Source organism: Flavobacterium sp. NKUCC04_CG, from assembly GCF_019345525.1.
Lineage (GTDB): Bacteria > Bacteroidota > Bacteroidia > Flavobacteriales > Flavobacteriaceae > Flavobacterium.
In genome coordinates, this window is record NZ_JAHKRA010000013.1 from 36,653 (window position 1) to 56,713 (window position 20,061).

A 20,061-nucleotide genomic window follows, 5' to 3' on the forward strand; every position below is an offset into this window, starting at 1 on the left:
CTATCTTTGTTTGGATTAAAATTAAATCCTTTTGACTACAATAAATAAACTAAAGCTGTTAAATGATCCTATATATGGATTTATTGCCATACCCAATACGCTGTTGTATGATTTGATTGAACATCCTTATTTTCAGCGACTGAGAAGGATTTCTCAAATGGGCATGTCGTATTTGGTTTATCCAGGCGCACATCACACTCGATTTCATCATGCTTTAGGCTGTATGCATATGATGCAGAAAGCGGTACAGGTATTGCGTTCTAAAAACATAGAAATCTCCGAAGAAGAAGAAACTGCACTTTATATTGCGATATTATTACACGATATAGGACATGGTCCTTTCTCGCATGCCATGGAGCACAGTATAGTTGAGAACCTCTCTCATGAGTCCATTTCGCTGTTGTTTATGAATCGATTAAACGAAGAGTTTGATGGGCAATTGTCTTTGGCAATTCAAGTGTTTAAAGGGCAATATCATCGTAAGTTTATGTTGCAATTGATTTCGAGTCAATTGGATATGGATCGTATGGACTATTTAAAAAGAGATAGTTTTTACAGTGGTGTTGCGGAGGGAAACATCAATTCTGAACGTTTGATTCAAATGATTAATGTCAATGATGACACCTTAGTTGTTGAGGAAAAAGGAATTTATTCTGTAGAGAAATTTATCGTTGCCCGTAGATTGATGTACTGGCAGGCTTATTTGCATAAAACCAGTGTCTGTGCTGAATTGATACTTATGCGGGTTTTAAAAAGAGCGAAGGAGTTAACTCATAAAGGAAAGGATTTATGGTGTAGTAATGCCTTGCAGTTTTTCCTGAAAAATCAAATTTTTTTAGAAGACTTTGATGAAAATGCCTTGGAGCAATTTGCGCTTTTGGACGATTCTGATATTATCGGAGCCTTAAAAAGTTGGCAATTTCACGACGACTATGTGTTGTCGGAGCTCAGTCGGATGATTATTAATCGCGATTTGTTAAAAATTAGATTAATTTCGGAAAAAGTTTCTAAAGAAGAGGTGGAGGAGATGCGTTTGCAATGGATGACAAAAAACAATAGAAGTAAGGAGGAAGCGAGTTATTTTATTTTTAAGGGTAAAGTGAAAAATCAAGCCTATAAAAAATCGGAAGAACCCATTAGAATTTTGAAAAAAAACAAGGAAGTAGTCGATGTTTTGGACGCTTCTGATCAATTAAATCTAAAAGCGCTTTCAAAACCAGTAACAAAGTATTTTGTTTGTTACCCAAAAACCTTATTAGAAACCTAAATTTCAATAATATTTTATATTTTTGCGGTGATGAAAATAACAGCAGGACAAATAGCGGGCGTTTTAGATGGGGAAATTGTAGGAGATTCTACGATTGAGGTTCATAAATTGGCCAAAATCGAAGAAGGTACGGCTGGTTCATTGACTTTTCTAGCCAATCCGAAATATTTAAGCCACATTTATAGTACCAAAGCCTCGGTAGTTATTGTCAATAAGACTTTTGAACCCGAGCACGAAATACAAGCTACTTTGATTAAAGTAGATGATGCTTACCAGTCCTTTTCTAAATTATTGGAATATTACAATCAAGTGAAATTGATGAAGTCGGGCATAGAACAACCGTCTGTACTTTCAGAAGGAGTTGTTTATGGTGACGATTTATATTTGGGCAGTTTTAGTTATATTGGAAAAAATACTCAAATTGGAAACAATGTAAAGATTTATCCCAATACATTTGTTGGAGATAATGTGGTTATTGGAGATAATACCGTTTTATTTGCAGGAGTTCGAATTTATTCGGAAACTATAATCGGAAAAAATTGTACATTTCACTCTGGTGCAATAATTGGATCAGATGGATTTGGATTTGCTCCTTCAGAAGATGGCAGTTATACCAAGGTACCACAGATCGGAAATGTAATCATTGAAGATGATGTTGAAGTGGGATCAGGTACTACGATAGATAGAGCAACTTTGGGATCTACTTATATTCGAAAAGGGGTTAAATTGGACAATCAGATTCAAATTGCTCACAATGTAGAAATAGGAGAACACACTGTAATAGCTTCGCAAACTGGAGTAGCCGGATCAACTAAAATAGGTAAATACTGTATGATAGGAGGACAGGTTGGAATCGTAGGACATATCGTGATTGGCGATCATGTTAAGATTCAGGCCCAAACCGGAGTCAGTAGAAGCTTAAGCGATAATGAATCGGTTCAGGGATCGCCGCAATTGCCGTATCACGATTTTTTGAAATCGTATATACATTTTAAAAATTTACCAAAAATCGTTCAAGAAATTGATGATTTGAAAAAGAAATAATACTTTATAATACGTATAAAGTGTGAAAATGTTTAAAAATAAAATATACTACTATGGTTAAACAAAAAACCATCCAAAATGAAATATCCCTAGAAGGAGTTGGACTTCATACTGGACAGCAAGTGAAAATGACCTTGAAACCAGCGCCAATTAACAACGGATTTTCATTTGTACGAATGGATTTGGAGGGATACCCTGTTATCGAAGCAGATGCTACTTATGTGGTAAATACTCAAAGAGGAACTAATCTAGAGAAAAGAGGCGTTAAAGTACAAACTACGGAGCATGTCTTGGCTGCTTTAGTTGGTTGTGATTTAGACAATGTAATTATTGAAGTAAATGCATCAGAGCCTCCAATTATGGATGGTTCGTCTAAATATTTTGTTGAGGCTGTTGAAAAAGCTGGTGTGGTAGAACAAGATGCAGAAAGAGAAGAGTATATAGTTAAAGAAGTAATATCTTATGTTGATGAAGCTTCGGGTAGTGAAATTATCTTAATGCCATCCGATACGTATCAAGTAACGGCTATGGTAGATTTCGGTACCAAAGTATTGGGTACGCAGAACGCTACTTTAAAATCGCTGAGTAATTTTAAAGATGAAATTGCCAATTCTAGAACTTTTAGCTTTTTACACGAATTAGAAACTTTATTGTCTCATGGATTAATTAAAGGAGGGGATTTAAACAATGCCATCGTTTATGTTGATAAGGATATTTCAGAAGAGACCATGAAGAATCTTAAAGTGGTTTTCGGAAAGGAAACCATTAACGTAAAACCAAACGGAATATTAGATAATTTGACTTTGCATCATCCCAATGAGGCAGCCCGTCATAAATTATTGGATGTTATTGGTGATTTGGCCTTGGTTGGGACCCGTATTAGAGGTAAAGTCATAGCCAATAAACCGGGGCACTTTGTCAATACGCAATTTGCTAAAAAACTATCCAAAATTATTAAAGCGGAAAAGCGAAATCAAGTTCCGGTCTATGATTTGCACAAAGAGCCTTTGATGGACAGTACGCAAATTATGGCTATGCTGCCACATCGTCCGCCATTCTTATTGGTCGATAAAATATTGGAAATGTCCGAAACTCATGTAGTAGGATTGAAAAATGTAACGATGAATGAACCTTTCTTCGTTGGACACTTTCCAGGAGCACCGGTTATGCCGGGAGTTTTAATAGTGGAAGCCATGGCGCAAACCGGCGGTATTCTTATCTTAAGCTCAGTTCCAGATCCAGAGAATTACTTGACGTATTTTATGAAAATAGACAACGTTAGATTTAAACATAAAGTTTTACCAGGAGATACTTTAACTTTTAGATTGGAATTATTATCTCCAATCCGTAGAGGAATTTGTCATATGCAAGCCAATGCTTATGCCAATGGAAAACTTGTCACTGAAGCAGAATTAATGGCGCAAATAGTGAAAAAACAAAACTAAAAAAAGATCGTATGAATCAACCTTTAGCCTATGTTCATCCAGGAGCAAAAATAGCTAAAAATGTAGTGATTGAACCTTTTACAACGATCCATAATAATGTTGAGATTGGAGAGGGGACTTGGATAGGATCCAACGTTACTATCATGGAGGGAGCTAGAATTGGAAAGAATTGCAATATTTTTCCAGGAGCTGTTATTTCAGCTGTTCCTCAGGATTTAAAATTTGGAGGAGAAGATTCCTTGGCCATCATTGGCGACCATACTACCATTAGGGAATGTGTAACCATCAATAGAGGAACTGTTGCCTCAGGAAAAACCACCATAGGTTCGAACTGTTTGGTTATGGCTACAGCACATATAGCACACGATTGCCATATTGGCGATAATGTAATTATTGTTAACGGTGTGTTGCTTGGAGGACATGTAACGGTCGGAAATTATGCCATTATTGGAGGACTTTCGGCAGTGCATCAATTCATCAATATCGGAGATCATGCCATGATTTCTGGAGGCTCACTTCTTAGAAAAGACGTGCCACCTTATGCTAAAGCTGCTAAAGAACCTTTGTCCTTTATTGGTATCAACTCTGTAGGTCTTAGAAGACGTGGATTTAGCACGGAAAAAATTCGTGAAATTCAAGATATTTATAGAATTCTCTATCAAAAAAATTACAATACCACTCAAGCATTAAGTATCATCGAAGCCGATTTGGAAGCAACTCCAGAACGCGACGAGATTATTATGTTTATTCGAAATTCCTCAAGAGGGATTATGAAAGGTTATACGGGAATTTATTAATTTATAAAACGATAAAAAATGGCAAGTACATCAGATATTAGAAATGGATTGTGCATCAAATTCAATAACGATATATACAAAATAACGGAATTTTTACACGTTAAACCGGGTAAAGGCCCTGCGTTTGTACGTACTAAAATGAAGAGTTTGACTAACGGAAAAGTATTGGATAATACTTTTTCTGCAGGACATAAAATTGATCCAATCCGTGTGGAAACACATAAATTTCAGTTTTTATACCCAGAAGGTGATCAGTTTCACTTTATGCATGTAGAGACTTTCGAACAAATCACTTTATTGAAAAACATCTTAGATGCTCCAGATTTATTAAAAGAAGGAGAAAATGTAATGGTGCAAATCAATACGGAAACCGATATGCCTATCGCTGTTGATATGCCTTCTTCGGTTGTGTTAGAAGTTACTTATGCAGAGCCAGGAGTTAAGGGAAACACGGCTACGAATGCTACCAAACCAGCGACAGTAGAAACGGGGGCTACGGTAAACGTGCCTTTGTTTATTAATGAAGGAGATAAAATTAAAATTGATACTTCAAACGGTGCTTACATCGAACGTATTAAAGAATAATTAGTTTTTGATAGAAACTTTCAATATATTTAACTCAGATAAATGAGATTTAAGAACGTTCAAGAATTGCAAACTATAGCTGAAATTATAGGCTGTAAATTTATAGGTAATCCAGAGTTTGAAGTTTATGGTATGAATGAAATTCATGTTGTAAACACAGGAGAAATCGTTTTTGTTGACCACCCTAAATATTATGATAAAGCTTTAAATTCTAAAGCGTCTATCATATTGATCAATAAAGATGTACCCTGTCCTGAAGGAAAAGCTTTGTTGATATCCGATGATCCTTTTAGGGATTTTAATAAGTTGTCAACCTATTTTAATCCTTTTAAACCTGCGGTAAAGGCAATTGCTGCCGATGCCCAAATAGGTGAAGGAACGCAGATTCAACCCAATGTTTTTATAGGCAATGGTGTAATTATTGGACAGAATTGTGCGATACATCCCAATGTAGTTCTTTATGATGGAACCGTTATCGGAGATCATGTAGTGATTCATGCTGGAGCTATTTTAGGAGCAGATGCCTTTTATTTCAAAAAACGCCCAGAGGGATACGATCCGTTGATTTCATGTGGAAGAGTGGTTGTTGAAAATGGAGTTTCTATCGGAGCGGCTTGTACTATAGATCGCGGGGTAACCGGTGATACTACTATTGGAGCAGGTTCAAAAATAGATAATCAAGTACATATCGGACACGATACGGTAATTGGTAAAAAATGTCTTATTGCAGCGCAAACCGGTATAGCCGGTTGTGTTATTGTGGAAGACGAAGTGACTCTTTGGGGACAAGTAGGAACTACTAGCGGTATCACCATCGGTGAAAAAGCAGTAGTATTAGGGCAAACAGGAGTAACCAAGTCCATTGAAGGGGGGAAGGTTTATTTTGGAACACCTATAGAAGAGTCTCGAGAGAAATTAAAACAATTGGCCAATATTAAAAAACTTCCTGAAATTCTAATTAAAGTAAAGAATATATGACCGCAAAAGATATCGTTGTAAAGTTTTATGAATCCGTAGCTATTCTAAGTAAGAGTTATCTTCAAGAGGTACTTCATGAAGATATATTGCTTGATTGGACCAGCTCTAAAGGATTTATTCAACTGGATAAACAGGATATCTTAGCGCTTTCGAAGGAAATTCGATTGAATTATTATTCTTTACGATGTGAAATTCATCAAGTAATTAGCGCAGAAAATGAGGTCAGCATTCGCTATACTCATTATGTTACTACCTTTGAAAACCCCGATGAAGAGTTGGTTTTAGCGACTTTCTTTGCAACTTGGGAAATAAAAGATAACCAACTGTATCGCGGCTACCAGATGAGTCACTTAGTAATTTAGTAAGTAGTAATTATTAAAGCAATAAAAGTTTCACAGATTGCTTTCAAATGGTTATTTTTGTATAACGAAATTTAAATAAAAAAAACAAAATCATGAGTGTTTTAGTTAATAAGGATTCAAAAATAATAGTTCAAGGATTTACAGGTAGTGAAGGTACTTTTCACGCATCTCAAATGATTGAATACGGAACAAATGTTGTAGGTGGTGTAACTCCAGGAAAAGGAGGAACAACTCATTTAGATCGTCCTGTATTTAATACGGTTTTAGATGCAGTTGAACAAGCAGGTGCAGATACATCAATTATTTTCGTACCTCCAGCTTTTGCTGCTGATGCTATTATGGAAGCTGCTGATGCAGGAATTAAAGTAATCATTACGATTACTGAAGGTATCCCAGTTGCTGATATGATTCGTGCAAATAATTACGTTAAAGAAAGAAGCTCTAGACTAATCGGACCTAACTGTCCAGGAGTAATCACTCCAGGAGAAGCTAAAGTTGGTATTATGCCAGGTTTCGTTTTCAAAAAAGGGACTGTAGGAATTGTTTCTAAATCAGGAACATTAACTTATGAAGCTGCTGACCAAGTTGTAAAACAAGGTTTGGGAATCACTACTGCTATTGGTATTGGGGGAGATCCAATTATTGGAACTACTACTAAAGAAGCGGTTGAATTGTTAATGAACGACCCAGAAACAGAAGCAATCATTATGATTGGTGAAATTGGTGGTCAATTAGAAGCTGATGCTGCTCGTTGGATTAAGGCTGATGGAAACAGAAAACCAGTAATTGGATTTATCGCTGGTGAAACTGCTCCTAAAGGTAGAACAATGGGACATGCTGGGGCAATTGTTGGCGGTGCTGATGATACGGCAGAAGCTAAAAAACGCATCATGAAAGAATGTGGTATCTATGTGGTAGATTCTCCTGCAGAGATTGGTAAAAAAGTAAAAGAAGTTTTGGGTTAGTCATAAACTAAAACAGTACCATATAAAACCAGTAATCTTGTCGATTACTGGTTTTTTCGTTTGTGCCATCCCGATTTCCAAAATTAAAATATTCTTAAAATAAGGTATTTATATAAATTGGATAATTACCTTTAAACTTAATTGTAAATGTACTTTTGGTACGAACTCTTGTCAATGACTTAGAACAGCATCATAAAAAGCTGCCTTTGGTACAAATCCGTGTCAAATTATAAAGATATTGCTATGAATAAGAAAAGAATCGCACTATGGTTAGCAGTAGTATGTAGTGCCATGACTTTTGCCCAAGTGCAAACATTACCGCCGAGTTATCTAAAGAATGATGTAACTCCATTGGAAGTATATCGCGCAGAACCGGAACGCATCAATAATTTGGTGCATACCAAATTGGATTTAAAGTTTGACTATGCCAAACAAGAGGTTTTAGGCGATGCGTGGATTACGCTGAAGCCGCATTTTTATCCAACTGCAGTTTTGGAATTGGATGCCAAAGCCATGTTGATTCATCAAGTAGATTTGATTGTAGGAACGAAAACCAAAAAATTAAAGTTTACTTATGATGGACTAAAAATCAATATTGATTTGGATCGAACTTATAAAAGGGACGAATCCTATACCATACACCTTAAATATACAGCGCGACCCAATGAAGTAAAACAAGAGGGGAGTCAAGCAATCAACGATGCAAAAGGGATTTATTTTATCAATCCTGAGGGCATACAAACTGGAGTGCCTACACAAATCTGGACACAGGGCGAAAGCGAATCCTCTTCCTGCTGGTTTCCAACAATTGATAAAACCAATCAAAAAACCTCTCAAGAGATTTATTTGACTTACCCTCAAAAATACCTGTCCTTATCCAATGGTTTGTTGGTGAGTAGTATCAACAATAATGACGGTACTAAAACGGACTATTGGAAGATGACTCAAAAGCACGCTCCCTATCTGTTTTTTGTAGGAATTGGCGATTATGCTGTGGTAAAAGATAAATGGCGAAGCATCGATGTCGATTATTATGTGGAACCCGCTTATAAAGACTATGCTCGTGATATTTTCGGAAATACACCTGAAATGATGGAATTCTTCTCTAATTTGCTCGACTATCCGTATCCGTGGGATAAATACGCGCAAATGACAGCCCGCGAATATGTAAGTGGTGCTATGGAAAATACCACCGCTTCGCTATTCAATGATGGCGTACAGCAGAAACCCGGACAACTTATAGACGAAAATACGGCTGAGACGGTTATTGCTCATGAATTGTTTCACCATTGGTTTGGCGACTTGGTTACGGCAGAGAGTTGGTCCAATCTTTCTATGAATGAGGCTTTTGCGAATTATTCCGAGTACTTATGGGTAGAACATAAGTATGGAAAGGAGAAAGCGGATCAAAATTTAGACGCTGAAATAGAATCCTATAAAAATGGTGATCATTTCGACAAGCATTTAGTTCGGATGCATTACCGCTCCCAAGAAGATATGTTCGATCAAGTGACATACAATAAAGGAGGGGCCATTTTGCATATGTTACGAAATTATTTGGGTGATGAGGCTTTTTTTAAAGGTTTAAGTAAATATTTAAAGGACAATGAATTTGGTAAGGCGGAATATACACAATTGCGCTTAGCACTTGAAGATGTTAGTGGGCGTGATTTGAATTGGTTTTTTAATCAATGGTTTCTCGGTAGTGGACAGCCCAATATGGTAGTCAAATCGGAATTTGATGCCAAAAATAAAAAAGTAATAATCGAATTGGAACAACAGGGTGAAAATTATTTTGAATTCCCTTATGCTATTGATATAGTGGTGAACGGTAAAGTAACGCGACAACATATATGGGTGGCGGCAAAACAACGTGATTTGATTGAATTTAGCGTTTCCAAAAAACCAGAAGTCATTATATATAATGCCGATCAAGTATTGTTATCTGACCTTACAGAGGCCTCTAAGTCCATTGCGGAATACCGTTTGCAGTATCAATATGCTCCAGCCAATTTTGTGGCGCGTAAACAAGCTGTATTGGCTTTTGCAGAGCAGCAAACCACTGATGGAGAAGCTTTAAAAGGGTTGGTTGCAGCCTTGTCAGACCATAATGATGGTATTCGCGCTTTGGCTATTAACAACTTGAATTTGACTTCGCCAGCGATTGTAGAAGCAGTGGTTCCACTCTTGAAGAATATAGTTAGAAACGATCTTAAGACCCTGGTTCAAGCACAAGCTATTATCGCGTTGAATCAAGCAGGGGAATTCGATGAAGATCTATTCGATACGGCCGCTAAAAGCAAATCATTTCGCGTACAATCTGCCGCTATTGATGGCATCTTAAAAAATGATCCTATACGATTTGTGGATTATCAAAGCGGAATAGATGAAGAGGTGATTAAAAACAGTGAAGAGTTAATTACGGCTTTTATCCCCGTTTGGGTAGCTGAAAACAATCTGTCTAAGGCAGACTTAGTCATTCAGACAACAGCTTTTTATCTGTTTGCTAAAAGTCAAGATGCCGCAGTTGGTGATCAATTGGAAAAAGGTTTTATATGGGTAATGAGTAACGATACCGACGAGGCAACCCAAACAGCAGTGCAATTGTATAGCTTGTATTATGCCTATTTAAAAAAACAAAGCGAACAGGCGGCTACTCTGATAAAACGAATGACGCAAACGGCAGCTGACCTTAAAAAAATAGCCTATGAAAAAGATAAAGTCAAAAACACAAATCTTAAAAAACAATGGGAATTACTGCAACAAACGGTCGATAAAATGGATTGATATAAACATAAAAAAGCTGCCCGAAAGGCAGCTTTTTTATGTTTATATATGCATGTTTAAGATTAATTGTGAACTGCAATAAACTAAGTATTAGTTATCAGTTAATCCAAACATTAAAACCAATTGGTTGTTTTTATAAATATTAAAAGTTTGATCGGCCACATCATAAGTTAAGTCCGATTCATTCAATAAGCCCACAAACTCATTTTCTTGTTTAGCAACTACTTGGTCCATACAAGCCATTCTAGTCATGCCTACGGCTCCAAAATGCACTTTTGTGTCTGTGATATCTAAAGCACCAAAGAAATTATTACAGCCCGTTCTGCCGTTTACTTTTTTGTTTTCGACGTCAAAAGTGATTTCAGGATTGCTTTTTTCAATCATTTTGCCGTTCATTTGAATCAGTTTCCATTTTTTATTAGAAATGAATTTTAAGGCACTATGGTCTTTTTCAACGGTTTTAACAAACTTCATTAAAACGGTTTTTTTATGAATCAATTGAAGTTGACCATCTACTATTTTTAAGTCTATTTTTTTAGCCGCTAAGGTTTTTAAAAAGTCATCTTCCAGCTTCATCAAATCGGGTTGGCAAGCCATCAAGGTTCCCGCACCATGTTTGGTAACTATCTTAGTTCCCTTTTTATTGGCACTTAATGGCATATTAAAATTATTACAACCGCTTTTTCCATAGACACTGTTTGCTCCCGCATTAAATTCTACTTTTACCGCGTCGGTATGTATGGCTTTTCCGTTTAATTCTACTAAGGTCCAATTGGTGTTCCATATCGCTTTTGAGGCGGCTGTTTTAGAAACCACCTTTTTTAATTTATAACGGATTGATGAAGCATCTGCCGGTACCTGATCTTTAGGTAATGCGGTCTCTTCTACCAACAATTCATATTGAAATCCCGGTTTATACTCAAAACCCTCTATACTGCTGTAAAATAATTCCCAGTTGGTGGCGTTGTCAAATCGTACATTTAAACAATTCATCGGGGCTACACCTGTACATGGGCTGGTGTTTTCCTTAATAAAAATACGCTGTACAACTTGAGCTTGAAGTGTTACTGCGGTTACTACTGTGAATAAAGTAACCATAAGTGTGCTTTTTCTCATAATCTATTTTTTATTTTGAATAGCATAGGCAAATAGCCTGCCAAGATTTATTTTTTAAATAAATACCGCTGTACCACTGGCTGTAACCATTAACATACTGCCCGATTGACCAATGGTTTCATAGTCCAAATCAATTCCGACTATAGCATTGGCTCCCAGTTGTCTAGCGCGTTCTTGCATTTCTTGTAAGGCTGTGTTTTTAGCTTCGATGACAACTTTTTCATAAGAGGTAGAACGACCACCAAAAAAATCGGTAAAACTCGCTTTAAAATCCTTAATAGCATTCGCTCCGATAATGGTTTCGCCAGTTACTATGCCTTTGTATTCTTTAATAGGGTGACCTTCGATAGTGGGTGTTGTTGTAATTATCATGAATCTTATATTAATATGAAGGTATAAATATACTAAGTTTTGATTTTTAAAATAAATTTCTCAAGAATTAATTAAAAATTGCAATTCGGTTTTAAGAAGATTAGCAAACAATGATTATTTGAAAAAATTATTTTGAAAGCAGAAAAAATTGTACTTTTACATCCCAAACACAACACTTCATTATGGATCCTAAAGTATTGCTTACTTCAAAAGAAGTCAATATCATACTGCATCGTTTGGCTTGTCAGTTAGTCGAAAAACACCTGGATTTTTCGAATACGATTCTGATTGGAATTCAGCCTCGCGGTAAATTTTTAGCCGAAAGAATTAAATCAATTATTGAAAGGGAATATGCTGTTCAAGATATCAGCTTGGGCTTTTTGGATATTACTTTTTTTCGAGATGATTTTAGAAGAAATCAAAAACCCTTAGAAGCCAATAAAACGCAGATTGATTTTTTGGTTGAAAACAAAAAAGTAATTTTTATAGACGATGTATTGTACACTGGAAGAAGTATTCGTTCGGCCTTAACGGCGATACAGTCTTTTGGACGTCCGGCAGAGATTGAACTTTTGGTTTTAATTGACAGAAGGTTTAGTCGCCATTTACCCATTCAGCCCGATTATCGAGGCCGTCAAGTGGATGCTATCAACGACGAAAAGGTTTTGGTTAGCTGGGGCGAAAGCAACAGTTTGGAAGACGGGGTTTTTTTGATACAAAACGATTAGAAAAAGGAAAATTAATAACATAGAGCAATCCATTGCACGATGAAAGAATTAAGTGTAAACCATTTGTTGGGAATCAAATACATTACAAAAAATGATGTTGATTTAATCTTTGAAACTGCCGATCAGTTTAAAGAAGTAATTAATAGACCTATTAAAAAAGTGCCTTCTTTACGAGATATTACCATTGCCAATATCTTTTTCGAAAACAGTACCCGAACAAAATTGTCTTTTGAGCTGGCTCAGAAACGATTGTCGGCCGATGTAATCAGTTTTTCTGCAGCTCAATCTTCTGTAAAGAAAGGCGAAACGCTGTTGGATACCGTTAACAATATCTTGGCGATGAAAGTGGATATGGTTGTTATGCGTCACAGTCATGCAGGAGCTGCTCATTTTTTATCTCAAAACGTTAAGGCAAGTATCGTCAATGCTGGCGATGGAGCTCATGAGCATCCTACTCAAGCCTTGTTGGACAGTTATTCTATTCGCGAGAAGTTGGGTGAGGTTGCAGGAAAAAAGGTGGTTATCATCGGTGATGTTTTGCACTCGAGGGTGGCATTGTCCAATATTTTTGCCTTGCAAATGCAAGGGGCAGAAGTACGGGTTTGTGGGCCTAAAACACTAATACCAAAACATATAGAAAGTTTGGGTGTAAAGGTAGAACCCCAATTGAGAATAGCCTTGGAATGGTGTGATGTGGCCAATGTATTGCGCGTGCAAAATGAACGTATGGATGTGAATTATTTTCCGTCAACTAGAGAATATGCACAACAGTATGGATTGGATAAAGCTTTGTTGGATTCGCTAAATAAAGAAATTGTAATCATGCATCCCGGACCGATTAACCGTGGTGTTGAGCTGACCTCAGATGTAGCCGATTCGCAACAATCCATTATTTTGGATCAGGTAGAAAACGGTGTAGCAGTGCGTATGGCAGTGATATACCTATTAGCTTCAAAAATTAAATAATAAATCCATACCTTAGCTCTTTATAAAAATTTATAGAAATGAAGATTAAAGAAAAGGGACATACCCTCGTAATAAAAAAAAGCGAGGATACTATCACCGAATTTATTGCGAAAGTAAAGACGCAATACGAAACTTTAAAAAAACACAACCTTATTTTTGACTTAAGCCAGGAGCCAGTGCTGGAATTGGAATCCTTAAATCAATTTTTAGAGTTGGTAAGTATGCAAACTGAAAACAAGAAATCGCTTGTCTTAGTCATGTCGTCTGTAAATTATAACGATTTTGACGAGGAATTAATTATAGTGCCGAGTGTACAGGAAGCTCACGATATTATCGAAATGGACGAAATCGAAAGAGATTTGGGATTTTAAAAAAAAGAAAAGCTTAATTATTAAGCTTTTTTTTTGACCTATTCCTAAAATATATTTCGTACTTTCATACATTGATTCTTTAAAAAACTTCATCTTGAAATTAACCATACTAGGTTGTTATGCAGCAACCCCTAGAACGATGACCAACCCTACATCACAAGTTTTAGAGATTAAAAATCATATGTTTTTAATCGATTGTGGTGAGGGTACTCAGGTTCAATTGCGAAAAAAAAAGATTAAATTTTCTCGTATTAGCCACATTTTTATCTCTCATTTACACGGCGATCATTTTTACGGATTAATCGGGCTAATCTCAACTTTTATGCTCTTGAATAGGCAAAACGATTTACACGTTTATGGTCCTAAGGGAATTAAGGAAGTCATTTTATTGCAACTGAGGTTGTCCAATTCATTTACAGGCTATAACCTGTATTTCCATGAATTGGAGAGTCCCGATAGCGAGGTGGTTTATGAAGATGCTCAAGTAGTTGTATCGACTATTCCATTAATTCATCGCGTTTATACTAATGGATTTCTATTTCAAGAGAAAAGTGGGGAACGCAAATTAAAAATTGGTGCCATAGAGGATTTGGGTATTGAAAGTTGTTATTATCAAAAGATAAAAAACGGTAGTGATATCACTTTAGACGATGGAACGGTAGTAGCGAATAAAGATATTACTTACGATCCCGCTCCTCCTAAAAGTTATGCCTTTTGTTCTGATACGATGTATAATGAAGCGGTAATACCGCTTGTAAAAGGAGTAGATGTGCTTTACCACGAGAGTACTTTTCTAGAATCGGAGTCGCACTATACCGAAAGAACCAAACACGCTACGGCAAAAGAGGCAGCGACCATAGCATTAAAAGCAGCGGTAAAACAGTTGATTTTAGGTCATTATTCGACCCGATATACCGATATTAACTTGTTTAAGAAAGAAGCTGAGACGATTTTTCCATATGTGAGTTGTGCAGATGACGGAAAAGAATTTGAATTTTAAAAGCAGTAAATATGAGTGATTTAAGTAATTACAGAAAATCCTATGAAAAAAGTGCTTTAATCGAGTCCGAGGTGGATGCCAATCCACTGATGCAATTTAGGAAATGGTTTCACGAAGTTGAAGCCTATGCTGGTATTGAGGAAGTCAATGCCATGACGGTTTCTACATTGGGATTAGATGGCTTTCCAAAAGCGAGGATAGTGTTGTTAAAAAAATACGACGAAAACGGATTTGTGTTTTATACCAATTACCATTCTGAAAAGGGGAAGGCTATAAGCGCACATCCACAAGTAGGCTTGTCTTTTTTTTGGCCTTCTATGGAGCGCCAAGTAATTATTAAAGGAATTGCTGAAAAGGTTCCAGCAACTGTATCGGATGCATATTTTAACAGTCGTCCCGAAGGAAGTAGATTGGGAGCCATGGTGTCACCTCAAAGTGAAGTGATTTCTTCTTACGCTTATTTATATCAACAATTGACAGATTTGGAAAGTCAGATGCTTAACAAGGAGTTAATTAGGCCGAGTCATTGGGGTGGGTTTTTAATAAAACCCGTTTCCATAGAGTTTTGGCAGGGCAGGCCCAATCGTTTACACGATCGTATCCGTTATACTTTAGAAGCGGATTTAGATTGGAAGATAGAGCGTTTGGCTCCATAAAAATATATGACAATAAAAAAGCAGCCATGCTTTTTTATTGTCATATAGAATAGTTTACTGTTGCTGTTGTTGTTGCAATTGCAATTGAAACTCTTCCATGGCTTCTTTAAAATTGTCCATTCCAACAAAAGCCCAAATATATAGATTGGACAACAAATTGATAATACCGATTATCAAGGCAATAATACAGAGTACTTTACCGGTATTTAAGTTTTGATAACCCGAATAAGCCGTTGGGTTTGAGTGGTATAATTTACTGTCTTTATTGGCTAAAACCAGCCCAATAATAGAAGGAATTAAGCCAGCTCCCATACAACAACACATAACTAATGATACGATACCCAAAACGAGTACAGTATTGGAATTGGGTAACTTTTGTACGAACTGATTCTCCATTACTTTATTTGTTAAATTAGAATAAACATTTTTAAAACATACGATCCAACCATGATAATAGCGTTGATAAGCGCTACTATAATAATCGCTTTATGGTAATTCCGTGATAAATCGATAAAATTTAAAAAGACAAGCCCGAAAAATAAAACTAAAGTGTAAATTGCAGGAAACATATAAAAGGCTCTTACAAATTCTCCTTGTCCAATTAAAGCAACAGCTCTTTGTGTACCACAGCCAAAGCAATCAATACCAAAGATTGATTTATTTAGACAGGGCAACATCAATTTTTCCATGGGGAACTTTTTAATTTAACGCAATTTTACAAAAAAAAAATGTAATTAAATAATTAGTACAATTTTTTAAAGTTCTTTATTTTTGCTAAAATATGATTTGGAGTAAAACCGTGTTTTTTATATCGTGAAAAGTCGATTTTTTGAAGGCGTAGGGAATCAAGGCCATTTTTTTAAAACTATTAGATAATTATGAAAACAATATACATTATCGTTACTTTGATTTTTATTGCTTGGGCATTTTTAGAACAAACCAAAACGCATCCCAATATTTGGATTCAGATTGTTGGAGTCGTTTTGTTTTTTTACGGGATGATGCGATTGATGTCCAAAGTTCCGAGTAATACAACGTCAGATTCAACGCCAAACGCACCTTCAAATACGACTAACGATGATAAATAAAGGTGATTTAGTTTCTGTTTTAGATGAAGATCAAAGCGGAATAGTGGTGGCTATTGACCAAACGGAAGTTACTATAGAAACGGAGGATGGTTTTTTACTGAAATACCAACTTCGCGAATTATTAAAAACAGGCGATACTTCGGAGTTAAAACAAGCAGCAACGATTTCGTCGATTTCAGCTGCCTTATTAGATAAGCAGGGTACTGTAAAACGCTCTTTTGTAAAAGAGAAAAAATCGAAAAAGGAAGAGTTTATATTAGAGGTAGATTTGCATATAGAGAAATTGGTACCTTCGTTTAGAGGGATGAGTAATCACGATATATTAACACTGCAAGTGGATACTGCTAGGGGACAAGTGGAGTTTGCAATCCGCAATAAGATTCCTCGAGTTGTTTTTATTCACGGTATAGGTGAAGGCGTATTGAAATTGGAATTGGATTACCTATTTGCTCGTTATCCAGAAGTGATTTTTGAAGATGCTAATTATCAAAAATACGGATTGGGTGCAACCCAAGTATATATAAAACAAAATCCCAACCGTTAAGTTGGGATTTTTTGTTTTTATAATTGAGTGGTGATTTCTCCAAACGGGACAACATCTCTTACAAAGGATTTGCCTTCTTTATTGAAAACCACATTTTCTAATGAGAGTTTATGTAAGTATTCTACTTTTTGCTCCGGATTGTTTTCCGGTTGAATCACTTTGGTAGTAACTACCTTAAGTGTACCGGTGGTAGCATTCCAGTTTTCGATTTGTATGGTTTCTCCAAACACGGTTTCATCACTACAAGCTTTAACCTGATCAATGGCCCCACCTGAGATGGTATAGGCTTTATAATTAAGGTTTTCGGTTTCACTTAAGCTAAAACTCACTGTTTTTTCTTCGTTTTTTAAAACATCTGCAGCAATGTTTAGTACCATCGCTTCTGTGGCGCTATTGACAACCAGTCTCGTAGCTTTGGTTTCGTCACAAAATTTTATGATGCCGTCAAAGTTAAAAGTTAAGTTGTTCGTTTTGTACTTATATTCTCCAAAATATAATTTGGTTTGATTGATATTCGTATCGCCATCCTTAAAGCTGATATCTCTAAAGTTTATGGTATAAAAATAATTAAGTACAGTAGGTTCTGTAATCAGTTCATTTTTTTGAATTCTCAAATCTCTAACGATTAATGCTGTCCCTCCTGGATTGGCCATCATTTCCGATACCACCACGGGTTTAGCAGGAGGTAGACTCTCACAAATTGATTTGCTATCGGCCATTTCATCGTAAGTTCTATAAATAAGCTCTAGGGAAGTGCCAATTTCAAAGGTTTTTTCCTCACCCAATTTAAGGTTGGAATCAATGAGTAAATTCGGATCTACTTTTAAAATCATCATGTCCTTGGCATTGATTTTATAGTATAAATCTTTATCATAACACTTTTGAACGGCTTGGTTTTCGAAATTGAGTTCCTTGTAAACGATGTCTCCATCGTTACAACTACTAAATATTAAGGCTAGCATACCCACACTCAACAATCTTTTCATAATAAAGTTTATATTTATTTATAAGCTTACCGTTTTTCCTGCTATTTTAATCACTATATATGGGTAATAAAAACACGGATACGAACGATTATCTTATAGTAAAATTATATAGTGACAAAAATAAGTTATTTATAGATAGAAATACCAACTTTAAAGGCTTAGATTTTTTTAGAAAACGGTATATTTGAAATCTAAAAATTATGTTAATGAAAGAGACTACTGAAACTACAGCTGTTATTAAAACAAATTACCCGGCCTTATACACTTTAGTAACGGTATTTTTCTTTTGGGGTTTTTTCTCTGCGGGTAATAGTATTTTTATACCGTTTTGTAAGAACTATTTTTCCCTAGATCAATTCCAATCGCAATTAATTGATTTTGCCTTTTATACGGCTTATTATTTTGGATCTCTTTTTTTATTTGTGTTTAGTGCTGTCAAAGGCAAAGATTTGGTTTCCAAATGGGGGTATAAACGAAGTATCGTTTATGGTTTGTTGTTTTCAACAGCAGGGGCAGCAGTGATGATTTGGGCTGTTCAGACCAATTTCTATGTCGGATTATTGATTGGACTATTTATAGTTGCCTTAGGTTTTTCCTTACAACAGATAGCGGCCAACCCCTTTGCTATTTTATTGGGAAACCCAAAAACGGGTGCCAGTAGAGTTAATCTAGGTGGCGGAATCAATTCATTGGGAACAACAATAGGTCCCTTAATTGTAGCTTTTGCCTTATTTGGAAGTACGTCGTCAATTACGGATGATCAAATTAAACATTTGACTTTAGATACCACAAGTCTTTTATACGCCGCTGTGGGAATTTTGTTTGTGATTGCCGCAGCCATGTTTTATTTTTCAAAAAAAGTTCCCGATGGTATTTTGGGAGAACCGATGGAAAAAGCGAATAAAGCTTTAAAAGTTCTATTGGTCATGACATTTTTATTGATTTTGGTTTTTATACCGGTTTTTCAAACCTATAAAAGTGAAGCAAATACAAGAGTTCTAGAAATGGAATCTCTTTTGGAGAGCAAACAAGAGGAGCTTAAAACGCTGGATTTGATTCCGCAAGAATTGGACAAACGCCAGTCTGATATAGTGCAGTTGCAGCAAAATATAAAAGAAGTTAAACAACCTATTGAACATCAAAGAATGATTTGGTTGGCTTTGGGCTTAGTAATTATTTTGGGTTCACTGTTTTACGCCTATAAAGGTAGTCAAAAACGAAGTGAAGGTTGGGGGGCCATGCAGTATCCGCAATTGGTTTTGGGAATGATTGCTTTGTTTGCTTATGTAGGAGTGGAAGTGGGGATTGGAAGTAATCTTGGTGAGTTATTGAAATTAGATGAATTTGGAGGACTGCATTCATCCGAAATTGCGCCGTATGTATCTATGTATTGGGGAAGTTTGATGATTGGGCGTTGGGCAGGTGCTGTAAGTGTTTTTTCGTTAAAGGGATTTAAGAAAAACATGGCTTTAATCGTAGTGCCGCTATTGGCTTATTTCGTAATCATAGGTGTGAACGTTTTGGCGGGCAACGATATGGAGCCCTTGTACTATTATATTATCTGTGTAATTATTCAAATCATTTTCTCTTTTTTGAGTAAAGACCGCTCAGCAAGAACCCTATTGTTATTTAGTATTTTCGGTGTTTCTGCTATAAGCGTCGGATTGTTTTCCGAAGGTATTCTTGCTATTTATGCCTTTTTGGCTGGTGGTTTGGCGTGTAGTATAATGTGGCCGGCCATTTTTAATCTGGCGATTATTGGTTTGGGTAAATATACCGCTCAGGGCTCGTCTTTTTTAATCATGATGATTTTGGGTGGGGGTATCATTCCACCTATTCAAGGAAAACTGGCCGATATTATTGGAATCCATAATTCCTATTGGGTACCCTTATTGTGTTTTGTGTACTTATTGGTCTTTGCTGTAGTAGTTAAAAAAGTTCTGATGAAACAGCAAATTGATATTGATGCACTAGACAGTTAAAAATTGAGCTTATTTTTTAAAA

Annotated in this window: 22 protein-coding genes; 17 read left to right on the forward strand and 5 right to left on the reverse strand. The window is 36.1% G+C overall.

What is annotated here, in order from left to right; translation table 11 throughout:
• The first annotated feature begins 31 nt into the window (after nt 1-31).
• From KO524_RS11065 to KO524_RS11105, 9 genes are all read left to right on the forward strand, one after another.
• The gene (locus KO524_RS11065) at nt 32-1,267 is read left to right on the forward strand and encodes an HD domain-containing protein (RefSeq protein WP_219294027.1); all 1,236 of its coding nucleotides are present in this window, start codon (nt 32-34) and stop codon (nt 1,265-1,267) included.
• A 30-nt stretch (nt 1,268-1,297) separates the two neighbouring features.
• Complete coding sequence (lpxD, locus tag KO524_RS11070) at nt 1,298-2,311, forward strand: UDP-3-O-(3-hydroxymyristoyl)glucosamine N-acyltransferase (protein WP_219294029.1); 1,014 nt, start codon at nt 1,298-1,300, stop codon at nt 2,309-2,311.
• 53 nt (nt 2,312-2,364) lie between these two features.
• Entirely contained in the window at nt 2,365-3,756 is a 1,392-nt protein-coding gene (locus tag KO524_RS11075) for a bifunctional UDP-3-O-[3-hydroxymyristoyl] N-acetylglucosamine deacetylase/3-hydroxyacyl-ACP dehydratase (protein WP_219294031.1), read from the forward strand.
• Between the two features lie 11 nt (nt 3,757-3,767).
• Nucleotides 3,768-4,553: an acyl-ACP--UDP-N-acetylglucosamine O-acyltransferase gene (gene lpxA / locus KO524_RS11080; protein WP_219294033.1), complete on the forward strand. Its 786-nt coding sequence runs from the start codon at nt 3,768-3,770 to the stop codon at nt 4,551-4,553.
• An 18-nt stretch (nt 4,554-4,571) separates the two neighbouring features.
• Nucleotides 4,572-5,138 carry an elongation factor P gene (efp, locus tag KO524_RS11085; RefSeq protein WP_219294035.1) on the forward strand — a complete coding sequence of 189 codons (567 nt, stop codon included), beginning with the start codon at nt 4,572-4,574 and terminating at the stop codon, nt 5,136-5,138.
• Between the two features lie 42 nt (nt 5,139-5,180).
• A complete protein-coding gene (locus tag KO524_RS11090; protein ID WP_219294037.1) occupies nt 5,181-6,116 on the forward strand; it encodes a UDP-3-O-(3-hydroxymyristoyl)glucosamine N-acyltransferase in 936 nt (311 codons plus the stop codon).
• Nucleotides 6,113-6,478 carry a nuclear transport factor 2 family protein gene (locus tag KO524_RS11095; protein ID WP_219294038.1) on the forward strand — a complete coding sequence of 122 codons (366 nt, stop codon included), beginning with the start codon at nt 6,113-6,115 and terminating at the stop codon, nt 6,476-6,478. Before KO524_RS11090 ends, KO524_RS11095 begins: the two co-directional genes overlap by 4 nt.
• A 92-nt stretch (nt 6,479-6,570) precedes the next feature.
• On the forward strand, nt 6,571-7,443 hold the full coding sequence (gene sucD, locus KO524_RS11100; RefSeq protein ID WP_219294039.1) for a succinate--CoA ligase subunit alpha: 873 nt from the start codon (nt 6,571-6,573) through the stop codon (nt 7,441-7,443).
• Nucleotides 7,444-7,686: 243 nt separating this feature from the next.
• Nucleotides 7,687-10,230 carry a M1 family metallopeptidase gene (locus tag KO524_RS11105; protein ID WP_219294040.1) on the forward strand — a complete coding sequence of 848 codons (2,544 nt, stop codon included), beginning with the start codon at nt 7,687-7,689 and terminating at the stop codon, nt 10,228-10,230.
• 90 nt (nt 10,231-10,320) lie between these two features.
• On the opposite strand, the gene KO524_RS11110 is transcribed toward KO524_RS11105, so the two are convergent.
• Nucleotides 10,321-11,346 (reverse strand): META domain-containing protein, encoded by a 1,026-nt coding sequence (locus tag KO524_RS11110; protein ID WP_219294041.1) that lies wholly within the window; start codon nt 11,344-11,346, stop codon nt 10,321-10,323.
• Between the two features lie 54 nt (nt 11,347-11,400).
• On the reverse strand, nt 11,401-11,718 hold the full coding sequence (locus tag KO524_RS11115) for a YbjQ family protein (RefSeq protein ID WP_219294042.1): 318 nt from the start codon (nt 11,716-11,718) through the stop codon (nt 11,401-11,403).
• Between the two features lie 182 nt (nt 11,719-11,900).
• Between KO524_RS11115 and pyrR the strand changes: the two genes are divergently transcribed.
• The 5 genes from pyrR (at nt 11,901) to pdxH (ending at nt 15,439) form a co-directional block, all read left to right on the forward strand.
• Nucleotides 11,901-12,446, forward strand: a complete 546-nt coding sequence (gene pyrR, locus KO524_RS11120) for a bifunctional pyr operon transcriptional regulator/uracil phosphoribosyltransferase PyrR (protein ID WP_219294043.1) — start codon at nt 11,901-11,903, stop codon at nt 12,444-12,446.
• Between the two features lie 39 nt (nt 12,447-12,485).
• Entirely contained in the window at nt 12,486-13,412 is a 927-nt protein-coding gene (locus KO524_RS11125) for an aspartate carbamoyltransferase catalytic subunit (protein ID WP_219294045.1), read from the forward strand.
• A 38-nt stretch (nt 13,413-13,450) separates the two neighbouring features.
• Nucleotides 13,451-13,783 carry a ribonuclease Z gene (locus tag KO524_RS11130; protein WP_219294047.1) on the forward strand — a complete coding sequence of 111 codons (333 nt, stop codon included), beginning with the start codon at nt 13,451-13,453 and terminating at the stop codon, nt 13,781-13,783.
• Between the two features lie 94 nt (nt 13,784-13,877).
• Entirely contained in the window at nt 13,878-14,783 is a 906-nt protein-coding gene (locus tag KO524_RS11135) for a ribonuclease Z (RefSeq protein ID WP_219294049.1), read from the forward strand.
• A gap of 11 nt (nt 14,784-14,794) precedes the next feature.
• Nucleotides 14,795-15,439, forward strand: coding sequence for a pyridoxamine 5'-phosphate oxidase (pdxH, locus tag KO524_RS11140; RefSeq protein ID WP_219294051.1), 645 nt, complete (start codon nt 14,795-14,797; stop codon nt 15,437-15,439).
• A 54-nt stretch (nt 15,440-15,493) separates the two neighbouring features.
• Here pdxH and KO524_RS11145 read toward each other — a convergent pair whose 3' ends face one another.
• Together KO524_RS11145 and KO524_RS11150 are read right to left on the reverse strand one after the other, a co-directional pair.
• The gene (locus KO524_RS11145) at nt 15,494-15,835 is read right to left on the reverse strand and encodes a CCC motif membrane protein (RefSeq protein WP_219294053.1); all 342 of its coding nucleotides are present in this window, start codon (nt 15,833-15,835) and stop codon (nt 15,494-15,496) included.
• Between the two features lie 11 nt (nt 15,836-15,846).
• Nucleotides 15,847-16,128 carry a DUF2752 domain-containing protein gene (locus KO524_RS11150; RefSeq protein ID WP_219294055.1) on the reverse strand — a complete coding sequence of 94 codons (282 nt, stop codon included), beginning with the start codon at nt 16,126-16,128 and terminating at the stop codon, nt 15,847-15,849.
• Nucleotides 16,129-16,317: 189 nt separating this feature from the next.
• Between KO524_RS11150 and KO524_RS11155 the strand changes: the two genes are divergently transcribed.
• Both KO524_RS11155 and KO524_RS11160 read left to right on the forward strand, forming a co-directional pair.
• Nucleotides 16,318-16,527 (forward strand): hypothetical protein, encoded by a 210-nt coding sequence (locus KO524_RS11155; protein ID WP_219294057.1) that lies wholly within the window; start codon nt 16,318-16,320, stop codon nt 16,525-16,527.
• On the forward strand, nt 16,517-17,071 hold the full coding sequence (locus KO524_RS11160; protein ID WP_219294058.1) for a Smr/MutS family protein: 555 nt from the start codon (nt 16,517-16,519) through the stop codon (nt 17,069-17,071). The genes KO524_RS11155 and KO524_RS11160 overlap by 11 nt, the downstream gene beginning before the upstream one ends.
• Nucleotides 17,072-17,088: 17 nt before the next feature.
• On the opposite strand, the gene KO524_RS11165 is transcribed toward KO524_RS11160, so the two are convergent.
• Nucleotides 17,089-18,057 carry a hypothetical protein gene (locus KO524_RS11165; protein WP_219294060.1) on the reverse strand — a complete coding sequence of 323 codons (969 nt, stop codon included), beginning with the start codon at nt 18,055-18,057 and terminating at the stop codon, nt 17,089-17,091.
• A 206-nt stretch (nt 18,058-18,263) separates the two neighbouring features.
• Here KO524_RS11165 and KO524_RS11170 point away from each other — a divergent pair, with 206 nt between their 5' ends.
• Nucleotides 18,264-20,039 carry an MFS transporter gene (locus tag KO524_RS11170; RefSeq protein ID WP_219294062.1) on the forward strand — a complete coding sequence of 592 codons (1,776 nt, stop codon included), beginning with the start codon at nt 18,264-18,266 and terminating at the stop codon, nt 20,037-20,039.
• Nucleotides 20,040-20,061: the final 22 nt, after the last annotated feature.

Bases quoted from the DNA above. Each gene is read 5' to 3' on its own strand.
- KO524_RS11115 (WP_219294042.1), bottom strand. From the start codon at position 11,718: ATGATAATTACAACAACACCCACTATCGAAGGTCACCCTATTAAAGAA.
- KO524_RS11145 (WP_219294053.1), bottom strand. From the start codon at position 15,835: ATGGAGAATCAGTTCGTACAAAAGTTACCCAATTCCAATACTGTACTC.
- KO524_RS11090 (WP_219294037.1), top strand. From the start codon at position 5,181: ATGAGATTTAAGAACGTTCAAGAATTGCAAACTATAGCTGAAATTATA.
- KO524_RS11075 (WP_219294031.1), top strand. From the start codon at position 2,365: ATGGTTAAACAAAAAACCATCCAAAATGAAATATCCCTAGAAGGAGTT.
- KO524_RS11170 (WP_219294062.1), top strand. From the start codon at position 18,264: ATGAAAGAGACTACTGAAACTACAGCTGTTATTAAAACAAATTACCCG.
- lpxA (WP_219294033.1), top strand. From the start codon at position 3,768: ATGAATCAACCTTTAGCCTATGTTCATCCAGGAGCAAAAATAGCTAAA.
- KO524_RS11150 (WP_219294055.1), bottom strand. From the start codon at position 16,128: ATGGAAAAATTGATGTTGCCCTGTCTAAATAAATCAATCTTTGGTATT.
- KO524_RS11130 (WP_219294047.1), top strand. From the start codon at position 13,451: ATGAAGATTAAAGAAAAGGGACATACCCTCGTAATAAAAAAAAGCGAG.
- efp (WP_219294035.1), top strand. From the start codon at position 4,572: ATGGCAAGTACATCAGATATTAGAAATGGATTGTGCATCAAATTCAAT.
- sucD (WP_219294039.1), top strand. From the start codon at position 6,571: ATGAGTGTTTTAGTTAATAAGGATTCAAAAATAATAGTTCAAGGATTT.
- KO524_RS11110 (WP_219294041.1), bottom strand. From the start codon at position 11,346: ATGAGAAAAAGCACACTTATGGTTACTTTATTCACAGTAGTAACCGCA.
- lpxD (WP_219294029.1), top strand. From the start codon at position 1,298: ATGAAAATAACAGCAGGACAAATAGCGGGCGTTTTAGATGGGGAAATT.
- KO524_RS11165 (WP_219294060.1), bottom strand. From the start codon at position 18,057: ATGAAAAGATTGTTGAGTGTGGGTATGCTAGCCTTAATATTTAGTAGT.
- KO524_RS11105 (WP_219294040.1), top strand. From the start codon at position 7,687: ATGAATAAGAAAAGAATCGCACTATGGTTAGCAGTAGTATGTAGTGCC.
- KO524_RS11155 (WP_219294057.1), top strand. From the start codon at position 16,318: ATGAAAACAATATACATTATCGTTACTTTGATTTTTATTGCTTGGGCA.
- pyrR (WP_219294043.1), top strand. From the start codon at position 11,901: ATGGATCCTAAAGTATTGCTTACTTCAAAAGAAGTCAATATCATACTG.
- pdxH (WP_219294051.1), top strand. From the start codon at position 14,795: ATGAGTGATTTAAGTAATTACAGAAAATCCTATGAAAAAAGTGCTTTA.
- KO524_RS11160 (WP_219294058.1), top strand. From the start codon at position 16,517: ATGATAAATAAAGGTGATTTAGTTTCTGTTTTAGATGAAGATCAAAGC.
- KO524_RS11095 (WP_219294038.1), top strand. From the start codon at position 6,113: ATGACCGCAAAAGATATCGTTGTAAAGTTTTATGAATCCGTAGCTATT.
- KO524_RS11125 (WP_219294045.1), top strand. From the start codon at position 12,486: ATGAAAGAATTAAGTGTAAACCATTTGTTGGGAATCAAATACATTACA.